Below are 11,993 nucleotides of genomic sequence, written 5' to 3' on the forward strand. Positions count from 1 at the left end.
TCGCGCGGCCGCCTCGCTCACCGCCGCGCCGTCGCTGCCGAGCAGGCCGACGGAGAGTTCGCGCTCGCCCCGGTCGTTGACGAAGAAGGAGCGCAGGTCCGGGATCGCCGCGAGCTTGGCGGCGATGACGGGCTCGAGCTGGGCCTGGCTGCGGTGGCGGTCGAACTTGCGCACGAGATTGACCGTGAGCGCGGCGCGGCGCACCTCCAGCGTGCCGGTGGGTGATGAGCCGCCGATGGCGAGCACGGAGCGCACCTCGGGCAGTTCGCGGATGCTGGCCGCCGCCAGGTCCACCGCGCGGCGGGTCGAGTCCAGCGTCGTGCCCGGCGGCAGCTCGACGGAGACCACGATGCGCGAGGCGTCTTCCTTGGGGATGAAGCCGGTCGGCAGATGTTTCGTGGCGTCCATCGACAGGAAGAAGAGCCCGATGCCGACCGCGAGCGTCAGCCAGCGCCAGCGCACGGTGAAGCCCAGAAAGCCCGTATAGGCCCGCATCAGCGGCCCGTCGCGCTGCTCGGCGGGATGCGGGCGGTTGAGGAAGGCGAGGAGCACGGCGGCCACCGCCGCGCCAATGGCGATGCGCAGCGACAGCGCGCCGGCCTGATCCCAGGTGACGGCGGGGGCATGGAGCTTCAGCCAGTCCACCGCCGCGTTGCCGCCGGCTGTTTCCGGCAGGGCGGCCAGCGCGAAGAGCGCGCCGATGGCGAGACCCGCCAACGGGGCGATGCGCAGGACATAGCGGCGCAGGAGCGGGGCGAAGCCCGGTCCTTCATGTGTTTGCGGGCGGAAGAAATAGGCCGCCAGCATGGGCGTGATGAGGCGCGCGACGAGCAGCGAGAAGAACACCGCCACCGCGACCGTCAGGCCGAACTGCTTGAAATACTGGCCGGCGACGCCGCCCATGAAGGAGACTGGCGCGAACACGGCCATGATGGTGAGCGTGATGGCGATGACGGCGAGGCCGATCTCGTCCGCCGCTTCCATCGCCGCCTGATAGGGCGGCTTGCCCATGCCCATGTGGCGTTCGATGTTTTCGATCTCGACGATCGCATCGTCCACCAGAATGCCGGTCACGAGCGTGATGGCCAGAAGGCTGACGAGGTTCAGCGAGAACCCCATCATGCTCATGGCCCAGAAGGTCGGGATCGCGGCGAGCGGCAGGGTGATGGCGGCCACCAAGGTCGCGCGCCAGTCTCGCAGAAAGAGCAGCACGACCACGACGGCGAGGAACGCGCCCTCGGCGAGCGTTTCCATCGCCGATTCGAAATTGCCGTAGGTATAGGTCACGCTGTCGTCGATGCGCGTGAAGCGCACGTCGGGATGCGCCTTGGCAAGCTCCGCGATGCGCTCGGCGGCGAGACCCGCGACGGTCGTGTCGCTCGCGCCCTTGGAGCGGTAGATCGAGAAGGCGACGACGGGCTGGCCGTCGAGCCGGGCAAACGAGCGCGGCTCCTGCACCGTGTCGGTGACGGTGCCCAGCTCCGACAGGCGCACCTGACGCCCGCCCGACAGCGCGATGCGCGTATCGGCCAAGGCGCGGACGGTGCCGGCGGAGGAGAGGGTGCGGATCGCCTGTTCCTGGCCGCCGAACTGGCCCCGGCCGCCCGACATATCCACATTGGTGGCGCGCAGCTGCGCGTTCACCTCGGCCGCCGTGATGCCGAGCGCGCCGAGCCGGTCCGGGTCGAGCCGCACTTGGATCTCGCGCTTGACGCCGCCCATGCGATCGACCTTGCCGACGCCCTTGATGCCCTGAAGCGCGCGGATCACCGTGTCGTCCACGAACCAGGAGAGCTGCTCGGGCGTCATGCCCGGCGAGGTCGCGGCATAGGTGACGATCGACTGGTTCTCGACCTCGATACGCTGGACGATCGGCTCCTCGATCGTGCGGGGAAGATTGCCCCGGATCTTGGCGAGCGCGTCCTTCACGTCGTTGAGGGCGCGGTCGGTGTTGACCTCCAGCCGGAACTCGGCCGCCGTCACGGACTGGCCGTCCGTCACGGTGGAGGTGATGTGCTTGATGCCGGAAACGCCGGCGACGGCGTCCTCGACGAGCTTGGTCACCTGCGTTTCCAGCTCGGCGGGTGCGGCGCCCGACTGGGTGACGGTGACGGAGATCACCGGCACGTCGATATTGGGAAAGCGCGTGATCGGCAGATTCATGAAGCTGACGATGCCGATGGCCACCAGCACCACGAAGAGAAGGATGGGCGGAACCGGATTGCGGATCGCCCAGGCCGAGATGTTCCAGTTCATCGCTTGGCCTCCGCCGTTTCGAGCGTCTCGGCCGGCACGGGCGTGACCTTGTCGCCATCGCGCACGAAGGTGCCGGCGACCGCGACGACGCTCTCGCCCGCCTGGAGGCCGGAGCGGATTTCCACCGCGCTGCCGGTGGAAACGCCCGTGGTGACGGTGCGCGTCGCCACGACGCCGTTCGACACGACCTGCACGAAATCGCCCGTCGGCCCGGTGTTGACGGCGGTGCGCGGCACGGTGACGCCGGTGCTGCGATCGGTCTCGATCACGGCGCGAGCAAACGCCCCGACGCGCAGGGTGGCCTCCTTGGGCAGGGCGATACGCACGCGCCCGAGGCGCGAGGCCTGCTCGACGCGCGGCGAGACCAGGCGCACTTCGCCATGGGTCTTGATGCCGCCCGCCGCCGTCACTTGAGCCGGCTCACCCTTGCGAATCGTGCCGAGCGCGGTTTCAGACACGTCGGCGTCGAGTTCCACCAGCCCGTCGCGCGCGATCTCGAACAGGCCGCCGCCGGCCGCCGAGACGATCTGCCCGAGCTGGGCGACACGGCGCAGGACGAGCCCGTCCGTCGGCGCGCGGATTTCAGCCTTGGAGCGGCGAAGCTCCAGCTCGGCGCGTTCGGCGCGCGTGGCGGCGAGGTCCGCTTCCGAGAGGGCCACGTTCTGGCGTGCGGAGGCAAGGCGGGCCGCAGCCGTCGCGGCGGCCGAGACGCGCGTGTCCAAGACGTCCTGGCCGACAATGCCCTTGTCGTTCAGCGCCCTCGTGCGCTTCAGCGAGGCGTCCGCCTCCACCGAGGCCGGCTCGGCTTCGGTGATCGCGGCCTTGGCCTGCTGTATCGCGGCTTCGGCACGCGCGACCTGCGAGGCGGAGCGCGCCAGATTGACGTCGATCATGTCGGTTTCGAGCCGGGCCAGAACCTGACCGGCCTTCACTTCGTCGCCCTCGTCCACCAGAAGCTCGCGAACGCGCAGGCCATCGACATCCGCGCCGACCGTCACGGTCTCGCGCGGGGTCAGCGTGCCGGTGACGGTGACGCTCGCCACCAGTTCGCGCGGCTCGGCCGTCAGCACCGAGATGTTGGGCGGCGGGGGCGCGGCGACTGGTGCGGCCGGTTCGGCGGCCCATGTGGGAGCGGTCAGGCCGCTCAGCGCGACCGAAGCGGCAAGGGAGAGGGCCAGGCACCGAAGCATGGGAACACTCCGAAAGAAGCGAGGGAGGGGAGAGAGAGGAGCGCGCGCGATCATGCGGGGTCGGCCCCCAGAAGGCTGGCGATCATACGGTGAAGGTAGGGGCGCAGCGTTTCGGCTGGGCGCTCGGGCTCAAGGCGAAGCCGCATGACGAGGCCGTCGCCCATACCCATGAGAAAGGTCAGCGCGAGGTCGAGATCGAGATCGGCGGCGATCTCGCCACGCGAGCGCGCCTCCTCCAGAACCACCTGAAACCGTTGGCGCACTTCGGCCTCGATCGCCTGGAAGCGCTCGCCGACAGCCGTGTTGCGCAGCGATTCCGAGCAGATCTCCACCATCAGATTGCCGGTCTCCGGGTCGCGGGCCTGCGCGAGATAGGTCAGCGCGACATCGGTGATGCGGCGGGCGATCGGGCCGGGCGCGGCGAGTTGGGCGAGGCAGGCGCTCGCGGCCAGCCGCTCCTCCTCGGCGATCGCCTCGATGATCGCGTCCTTGGAGGGATAATAGCGATAGAGCGCGCCCGGGCTCATCTTCGCTTCGGCGCAGATTTCGCTCATCGACGCGCGATGAAAGCCCGAGCGCGAGAAGCAAAGCCGCGCGGCGCGAAGGATGTGGTCCTTGCGCGAGAGGGGCGCGCTCGCCGCCTCCGGCAATTCGGCAGTATCGGTGAAGGTCATGGAATCAGCAGAATGAGAGCGAACGATCGTTCTCATATCATTCGCAACTTATCAGGTCCAGATACGATCAACTTTCCGTTGGCTTGAAACTGATGTCGGGCTGGCGAAGGTTCAGGGGTCGAGCGGCCGCATCTGGTCGAGAATGTCGCGCGCGGCGTCGTTGCGTGCGAGCAGCAGTTCGATAGAGGAACGCTGGAACATCGTGACCGCCATCAGCAGTCGCAATTCGGGCTGATGCGGACTGGAGAGAATCATCGGCGCGGGCTGGAGCGGCGGGTCCCGGTCGTCGACGTCGGTTTCCGCGCGCACGTCTTCGCCGGAAAGCCGATGGGGCTCTCCCTGCGAGCGGACGTTGGGGAAGCGCAGAATGTTCATGGTTCCAGCGGGCGTCGGAATGGTCTGACCGAAGAGTAACTTCGGACGTTTAAGAAAGTGGCGACAGGAATGCGTAGGACGTGGAATGCAGCGTGTCTTCGCGCCAAAACTCTGAGAAAGCGTGAAGAGGGACCGGTTTTGCACCGGATGAGGCCGTGGCTCTTGACTTTCGAGCCCCGAGCAGCCTTAAAGACCCAAACCTTGCGACCGTTCCGACCGCAATCCGCCGACCATGTCCCTCGTTTGCCGAGCCGCATGGAGGTCCCCATCCGCCAGCGAGATTCGCCCGCGGATGCGATCCGCTTTGGCGCTGCGGCTTGGAAGGGGCGCTTCCGGTTCCCATTCTTCCGCTGGTCGGAAGAACAAGGACGATGCGATGTTTGAATCCCTCCAGGACCGCCTCGGGTCCATCCTGAACGGCCTCACCGGCCGCGGCGCGCTGTCGGACTCCGACGTGTCGGCCGCGCTGCGCGAGGTTCGTCGGGCGCTTCTGGAAGCGGACGTGTCGCTGGAAGTGGTGCGCTCCTTCACCGACCGCGTGCGTTCCAAGGCCGTGGGCGCCGAGATCGTCAAGTCGATCAAGCCCGGCCAGATGGTGGTCAAGCTCGTTCATGACGAGCTGGTCGCGACGCTCGGCTCCGATCAGGTGGCGATCGATCTGAACGCGCCTTCGCCGGTCACGATCATGATGGTCGGCCTGCAGGGCTCGGGCAAGACCACCACCACGGGCAAGATCGCCAAGCGCCTGACGGAGCGCCAGAAGAAGCGCGTCCTCATGGCCTCGCTCGACACGCGCCGCCCGGCTGCGCAGGAGCAGCTGCGCATTCTGGGCGAGCAGACGGGCGTCGCCACCCTGCCGATCATCGCGGGCCAGGACCCTGTCGAGATCGCGGCCCGCGCCGCGCAGGCCGCCCGCCTCGGCGGTTACGACGTTCTCATCCTCGACACCGCCGGCCGCACGCATATCGACGAGCCGCTGATGGTGGAAATGGCCGAGATCAAGGCCAAGTCCGCCCCGCATGAAATCCTGCTCGTCGCCGATTCGCTGACCGGTCAGGACGCGGTGAATCTGGCTCGCTCCTTCGACGAACGCGTCGGCATCTCGGGCATCGTCCTGACCCGCGTCGATGGCGACGGGCGCGGCGGCGCCGCGCTCTCCATGCGCGCCGTTACCGGCAAGCCGATCAAGCTGATCGGCACGGGCGAGAAGATGGACGCGCTGGAGGATTTCCATCCCGCGCGCATCGCCGACCGCATCCTTGGCATGGGCGACATCGTTTCGCTGGTCGAGCGGGCCGCCGAAAACATCGACGCGGAAAAAGCCGCGGCGATGGCCAAGAAGATGCAGTCCGGCAAGTTCGATCTGAACGATCTGGCCGACCAGATCGGCCAGATGCAGAAGCTCGGCGGCATGGGCGGCGTCATGGGCATGATGCCCGGCATGGCCAAGATGAAGGACCAGATCTCGGCCGCCGGTCTCGACGACAAGTTGCTCAAGCGCCAGCTCGCGATCATCTCGTCCATGACGAAGTGGGAGCGCGAGAACCCGGACCTGCTCAAGCACTCGCGCAAGAAGCGCATCGCGGCGGGCTCGGGCACGGATTCGGCCGACATCAACAAGCTTCTCAAGATGCACCGTCAGATGGCGGACATGATGAAGGCGATGGGCGGCAAGGGCGGCAAGGGCGCCGGCATCATGGGCAAGCTCATGGGCGGCCTCGGCTCCAAGATGGGTCTTCCGCCCGGTCTCGGCGGCGGTATGCCGGACCTCTCCAAGATGGACCCCAAGAAGCTCGAAGAGATGGCCAAGTCCCTTCAGAAGGGTGGCCTCGGGGGAATGGGCGGCTTGCCCGGCGGCCTGCCTCCCGGCCTTGGCGGCGGTGGGCTTCCCGGCCTGCCTGGCCTTCCCAAGCTTCCCGGTCTTCCGGGCAAGAAACGATAGAGGCCGGCGCGCCGGCTTCTCCTTCGCAACACCAACTTAACTGTCAGACACCACGGCGCGGCCTCAAAAGGCGCCGGGATCAAGAACAAAGGACAAACCCATGCCTCTCAAGATGCGCCTCGCCCGTGCCGGCTCCAAGAAGCGCCCCTACTACCACATCGTCGTCGCCGACGCCCGTTCGCCGCGCGACGGCCGCTTCGTTGAGGCGGTCGGCGCTTGGAACCCGATGCTGCCGAAGGACGCCGAGCGCGTCACCCTTCAGGAAGACCGCATCAAGCATTGGCTCGGTGAAGGCGCTCAGCCGACCGACCGTGTGCTGCGCTTCCTCGACAAGGCCGGCATCGTGAACCGTCCGTCGCGCGAGAACCTCAAGAAGGGCCTGCCGGGCAAGAAGGCCCAGGAGCGCGAAGCCGAGCGCAAGCAGCGCGAGGAAGACGCCCGCGCCGCCGCCGAGCAGGCCGCTGCCGAAGCTTCGGCCGAGTAAGGTTTCGGAGCGGTCACTTGACCGATCTCTTAACATCTCGACTGTAAAAGTAAGGCGCGCTGGCTTTCCAGCGCGCCTTTTTCGTGGGGCAGCGAGTCGGCTTGGCCATGGCCGGGAGCGGCGCGCATCGGACTTTCGGCGAACACCCTTCGCCCGAAGTATGTCTTTGCCGTTCGATCCGCGCTTCGTTGGGAGACTGATGCCGATGGACCTGTTCGCCCTTGCCCCGATCCCTCTCTGGCTGGAGGACTGGAGCGGCATCCGCCGGCTCGTGGACCAATGGCGGGCGGAAGGGATGGACGATCCCCGCGCTTTTCTCTCAGCCGATCTCACCCGGGTTCGCGCCTCGGCCCAAGCGATCCGCATCATCGACGTGAACCCCGCGACCCTGCGCCTGTTCGAAGCGCGCGACACGGCCGAACTCGTCAACCGGCTGGGCGAAGTGTTCCAGGGCGCGATGCTGGAAAACCATCTGGAGGAGATCGTTCAGATCGCCGGCGGCTCGCCCGAGTTCACCAGTTCCGCCGTGAACCATACGTTGAGCGGCCGCCCGCTCGACATCCAGCTCAAGGGCCGCATCCTGCCCGGCCACGAAGACACTTGGGACCGGGTTCTGGTCGCGACCGAAGACGTGAGCGAGCGCGAGGGCGCGCGGCGGCAACTCGCCGAAAGCGAGGTCTATGCCACGGCGCTTTTCGAGAACTCGCCGGTTTCGCTCTGGGTGGAAGATTTCTCGGCCATCCGTGAACTTCTGGAAGACGTGCGCGCGACCGGCGTGTCCGACTTTCGCACCTTTCTCGAAGTGCATCCCGATTTCGTCACGCGCTGCGCCAGCGAAATCCGCGTTCTTTCGGTCAACCGGCAGACGCTCCAGCTCTTCCGCGCGCCCGATCTCGACACGCTCCTGTCGCGCCTGGGCGACGTGTTCCGCGACCGGATGCTGCATCCCTTTCAGGAGCAGCTCATCGATCTCTGGAACGGCAAGCTCTTCCAGAGCCGCGAGGTCGTGAACTACTCGCTGGAGGGCGAGGAGATGCATTTCGTCCTTCAGTTCGACGTCCTGCCGGGGCATGAGAGGGATTGGTCGCTCGTTCAGATCGCGCTGACCGACATCACCGCGCGCAAGAAGGCGGAGGCCTATCTCGAATATCTCGGCAAGCACGATGTTCTGACCAAGCTCTACAACCGCTCCTTCTTCAACGACGAGATGAACCGCATCGAACGCCGGCGCACGGAAACGGTGAGCGTGCTGGTGGCCGATCTCAACGGGCTGAAGGCGCTGAACGACCAACTCGGCCATGCCGCCGGCGACACGCTTCTGCGCCGGGCAGGAGAGGTCTTTACAGAGGCCGTAAGCCGTCCCTGGACCGCCGCGCGCATCGGCGGGGACGAGTTCGCCGTGCTGATGCCGGGCGCGGGAGCCGCCGAGGCGGAGATGCTGATGGCTTCGATCGAGGAACTCTGCGAGGTCAACAACCAGTTCTATCCCGGCGAAGCCCTGTCGCTGTCCATGGGCATTGCGACCATGCGGGCGGGCGAGCGGCTGGAGGAGGTGGCGCGCCGGGCCGATCTTCTGATGTATCAGGTGAAGCGGCGCTTCTATGAACGGACCCATCAGGATCGGCGTGGGGCGATGTCCTGACGGGTTTTCGGCCGGACGATTCGCGGCCCGTGGTTGACGAAGCTCGCGCGCGCGGTCAAACGATCTCTGGAGTTTTTTGAACTGGCCAGTTCCAATGCCCTCGGGCAGGCTGGCCGCTCTTCCGTTCCTTCGCGAGTTCGCTGCCCCGTGTCCGATCCCCAAGCGCCGTCCGATCCCGTTCTTCTCGGCACCGTGGGAGGCGCGCATGGCATCAAGGGCGAAGTGCGCGTCAAATCCTTCACGCAGGACCCCGAGGATCTGGGCGCCTATGGCCCGCTCTTCGACAGCACCGGACGCCGGTTCACCGTCCAGTCGGCGCGCGTGCAGAAGAACGTCGTGGTGGTTCGCTTTGCCGAGGTGAAGGACCGCAACGCCGCCGAGCGGTTGAACGGTACCGACCTCTTCGTGGATCGCAGCGCCTTGCCGGACGAAGAGGATGACGAGTTCTATCAGGCCGATCTCGTCGGCCTCGTCGCGCGCACGACGGACGGAACCGTGATCGGCGAAGTCGTTGCCTTCCACGATTTCGGTGCAGGCGACATTCTGGAAATCGCTCCCGACGGCGGCGCCAGCGTGATGATCCCCTTCACCGAGACGGCCGTGCCGGAGGTCGATCTCGATCTCGGCTTCATCCTGGTCGAGCCCGTCGCCGCCGGCTTGTCGGGCGCCGTCGAGGCGCGCGAGGGCGAAGGCGACGAGGATGGCGAGACCGAGGACAAGCCCACCGAGGCGTAAGCCCGGCCGCACGGCGCATCCCCTCGCGCGTTGCCATCCCCCGCGTCGCGCATTATCGCTGACCCGCCCAGGAGGGCGAGGGAGGATTCATCATGATCATCGTGTCCGGTACGCTGAAAACCACGGATCAGGCGCTCGACGCGCTCATCGAACCCATGCGCCGCCTGATCGAGGCGACGCGCCAGGAGGCCGGCTGCAAGGTCTATGCCTTCGCGCGGGATGTCTCGGAGCCCGGTCTCGTGCGCATCTACGAGGAATGGGACAGCCGCGAAACACTGACCGCCCATACCAAGGCCGCTCACGTCGGCGCATGGCATGAAGCGCTGGACGCAGCCGGCGGTGCCGCCGTGACACTTCAGATCGTCAACGTCGCCTCCGTCGAAGCGTTCGGCTGAGCGTCATGGTCTTTCGTGCGTCCATCCTCACGCTTTACCCCGAGATGTTTCCCGGGCCGCTCGGCACGTCGCTCGCCGGCCGTGCCTTGCAGCGTGGGGACTGGACGCTGGAGACGACCTTCATCCGCGAATTCGGTGAGGGGCGGCATCGTCTGGTGGACGATACGCCCGCCGGCGGTTCGCCCGGCATGGTGCTGCGGGCCGATGTTCTGGCCCGCGCCATCGATGCGGCGAGCCCCGAGGACGATCCGCGCCCTAGGCTCCTGATGAGCCCGCGCGGCCGGCCGCTGACGCAGGGCTTCGTGCGCGACCTCGCTGGAGGGGAGGGGGCCGTAATCGTCTGCGGACGGTTCGAAGGCGTGGACGAGCGCGTGATCGAAGGGCGTGGCCTGATCGAAGTCTCGATCGGCGATTATATTCTCTCGGGCGGCGAGATGGCGGCGCTCGTGCTGCTCGACGCCGTGGTGCGCCTTCTGCCCGGCGTCATGGGCAACAGTTCCTCCGGCGAAACCGAAAGCTTCGAGAACGGGCTGCTGGAGCATCCCCATTATACGCGCCCGGCCCTATGGGAGGGGCGGACCATTCCTCCCGTCCTTACCTCCGGCGATCATGGCGCGGTGGAGCGCTGGCGGCGCGCCGAGGCCGAGCGCCTGACGCGCGAGCGCCGGCCCGATCTCTGGAGCCGGTTTTCCAACCGGGACGACTGACGGCCAGTTCCTGGCTGCGTCGGGCGCTTCGGGCAGCCAGGAAGGGGCGGTCCCGCCGTCTCTGTTCCCATCCCTTGCCGTGGCGCGTGTCAGCCCAGGCTGATTTGGCATAGCCGGCGAGAAGCCGAACAGGCTCTCAGCAATTTGGAACGAGACCGGAACGCTGACGCGAGCGCACGGCTTGGCTGTCGCAACCCTTGTTTTGCCCCGAACCATAAAGGCCGTTTTCGCGATAGCGGCCGGTTCGCGGCGCGAGCGTGCCGTCGCTCCCTTGGCGCAGCGCGCGCGAGGCCGGGCGCGGCGCGGAAACACCGCCCGAATTCGTCCGGCGCGCGTTCTGCCGGCAGGCGGTATCGCCGGCTTCGCATTGGCGCACGGCTTGGGCGTGAGGCTGGCCGACGGGAAAGATCGTGAGCAGTGCGAGCACTGCAGGCAGGAGTGCGACATACCTCATGATGATCCTTTCGCCGGCTCGGCTCGAAGGTCGGGCCACGTCACGGGAGATAAGAACCGGGGACAGAACCCTTCGGGTCGGCGGACCGTGTCTTGTTCCCGCCGCGCATCGTTGCCGGTGCTCGCTCATGCGCTGCACGGCCTGCGCCCGGCACCTTGCCGGCAGAAACAATCGCTCGCTCGCCCTCCGCCGAATGGTCCTGTCCCCGGTTCTAGCCCGCTGTCGCGGCGCCGCTGGGGTGATATAAAGGTCAGCGAACTCCAAACGAAAGAGCGCATCCCTCTTGTTCGAGACCTTTCGCGCCTTACGGGACTCGGCCGCGGGCGCCATGTTCGTGCGGCTTCTGGTTTTGGTAGCGCTTCTGGGCGGCGCACTCGCCGCGCTCCAGCTTTGGCATCGCAACCGCGAGGCCTCCGGTCCTGTCGTGTCGCATAGCGTTCGCGCGCCGGTGCTGATCCCGGTGGCCACACCGTCTCCGCCGCCCGCGCCTGGGCCTAGCCTGACGCTCGCGGAGCAGCGGCGCTGGTTTCGTCCGCTGGAACTGGCTCGGATGACCTTCACCTTCCAGCCGAGGCAGGGCATCGCGCCCGGCGAAATCTGCGCTCGCTTGAAAGAGCTGGGATGGAAAACGGATCGCGCTGGGGCTGCGCCCCGCAGCGGGCGCGAGGAATGCGCGATGGAGCGAACCTATCCGCGCCCCGGCGACGGGCCGCCGACACGTCTTTTTGCCATGGCCCGCAGCGCGAGGGACGACGATGACAATGCGCTCGACTTCCGTGTGAAGGCCAATCTCCATGACGAAGCGAAAGCCGCAGATGCCGGGCGCGACGTCGCTGTCGTTCTTGCGGATCTGATGTCGCGGGTCGGGCGCGCGCCGGGCGAGGCGCTGCTGGCCAAGGTCGCCGCGTTCGAGACCTTCGAGGCGGAGGTCGCAGGCGCAAAACTCTCGCTCAAACCCGAGCGCGCCGATATCCGTCGCTTCAATCTCAGCGTTCTTCTTCCCCGTCCGTTCGAGGCGGGCGACTCTTCACGCTTCGCGCCCATCCCGCCCGAAGAGAAGCGCTTGATCGGGCGGCAGGGTCTTGTGCCTCAGGGCCTGTCCGCCGACGCCGGGCCGGCGGACAGGCCGTAAGCCAAGC

At 67.1% G+C, this 11,993-nt stretch carries 12 protein-coding genes; 7 read left to right on the top strand and 5 right to left on the bottom strand.

Annotated elements, in window-relative coordinates:
* The 4 genes from NS365_RS19120 to NS365_RS19135 all read right to left on the bottom strand — a co-directional run.
* On the bottom strand, nt 1–2,256 hold a 2,256-nt coding region (locus tag NS365_RS19120; RefSeq protein ID WP_058601901.1), incomplete at its 3' end, for an efflux RND transporter permease subunit.
* Nucleotides 2,253–3,446: an efflux RND transporter periplasmic adaptor subunit gene (locus tag NS365_RS19125; RefSeq protein ID WP_058601902.1), complete on the bottom strand. Its 1,194-nt coding sequence runs from the start codon at nt 3,444–3,446 to the stop codon at nt 2,253–2,255. The genes NS365_RS19125 and NS365_RS19120, both read right to left, overlap by 4 nt.
* A gap of 50 nt (nt 3,447–3,496) precedes the next feature.
* A complete protein-coding gene (locus NS365_RS19130) occupies nt 3,497–4,120 on the bottom strand; it encodes a TetR/AcrR family transcriptional regulator (RefSeq protein WP_058601903.1) in 624 nt (207 codons plus the stop codon).
* A gap of 111 nt (nt 4,121–4,231) precedes the next feature.
* The gene (locus tag NS365_RS19135) at nt 4,232–4,495 is read right to left on the bottom strand and encodes a hypothetical protein (RefSeq protein WP_058601904.1); all 264 of its coding nucleotides are present in this window, start codon (nt 4,493–4,495) and stop codon (nt 4,232–4,234) included.
* Between the two features lie 376 nt (nt 4,496–4,871).
* On the opposite strand from NS365_RS19135, the gene ffh reads away from it, so the two are divergent.
* From ffh to trmD, 6 genes are all read left to right on the top strand, one after another.
* Nucleotides 4,872–6,437 carry a signal recognition particle protein gene (gene ffh, locus NS365_RS19140; protein ID WP_058601905.1) on the top strand — a complete coding sequence of 522 codons (1,566 nt, stop codon included), beginning with the start codon at nt 4,872–4,874 and terminating at the stop codon, nt 6,435–6,437.
* 100 nt (nt 6,438–6,537) lie between these two features.
* On the top strand, nt 6,538–6,921 hold the full coding sequence (gene rpsP / locus NS365_RS19145; RefSeq protein WP_058601906.1) for a 30S ribosomal protein S16: 384 nt from the start codon (nt 6,538–6,540) through the stop codon (nt 6,919–6,921).
* A 205-nt stretch (nt 6,922–7,126) separates the two neighbouring features.
* On the top strand, nt 7,127–8,563 hold the full coding sequence (locus tag NS365_RS19150; protein WP_244498502.1) for a sensor domain-containing diguanylate cyclase: 1,437 nt from the start codon (nt 7,127–7,129) through the stop codon (nt 8,561–8,563).
* A 147-nt stretch (nt 8,564–8,710) separates the two neighbouring features.
* The gene (rimM, locus tag NS365_RS19155) at nt 8,711–9,298 is read left to right on the top strand and encodes a ribosome maturation factor RimM (RefSeq protein ID WP_058601959.1); all 588 of its coding nucleotides are present in this window, start codon (nt 8,711–8,713) and stop codon (nt 9,296–9,298) included.
* A 92-nt stretch (nt 9,299–9,390) separates the two neighbouring features.
* The gene (locus NS365_RS19160) at nt 9,391–9,693 is read left to right on the top strand and encodes a putative quinol monooxygenase (protein ID WP_058601908.1); all 303 of its coding nucleotides are present in this window, start codon (nt 9,391–9,393) and stop codon (nt 9,691–9,693) included.
* A 5-nt stretch (nt 9,694–9,698) separates the two neighbouring features.
* The gene (gene trmD / locus NS365_RS19165) at nt 9,699–10,400 is read left to right on the top strand and encodes a tRNA (guanosine(37)-N1)-methyltransferase TrmD (RefSeq protein ID WP_058601909.1); all 702 of its coding nucleotides are present in this window, start codon (nt 9,699–9,701) and stop codon (nt 10,398–10,400) included.
* Between the two features lie 136 nt (nt 10,401–10,536).
* Here the strand turns inward: trmD and NS365_RS19170 are convergent, their stop codons facing one another.
* Nucleotides 10,537–10,854 carry a hypothetical protein gene (locus NS365_RS19170; protein WP_153003855.1) on the bottom strand — a complete coding sequence of 106 codons (318 nt, stop codon included), beginning with the start codon at nt 10,852–10,854 and terminating at the stop codon, nt 10,537–10,539.
* 283 nt (nt 10,855–11,137) lie between these two features.
* On the opposite strand from NS365_RS19170, the gene NS365_RS19175 reads away from it, so the two are divergent.
* On the top strand, nt 11,138–11,986 hold the full coding sequence (locus tag NS365_RS19175) for a DUF6030 family protein (RefSeq protein WP_058601911.1): 849 nt from the start codon (nt 11,138–11,140) through the stop codon (nt 11,984–11,986).
* Nucleotides 11,987–11,993: the final 7 nt, after the last annotated feature.

The sequence above is a fragment of the Aureimonas ureilytica genome (assembly GCF_001475935.1).
GTDB lineage: Bacteria > Pseudomonadota > Alphaproteobacteria > Rhizobiales > Rhizobiaceae > Aureimonas > Aureimonas ureilytica_A.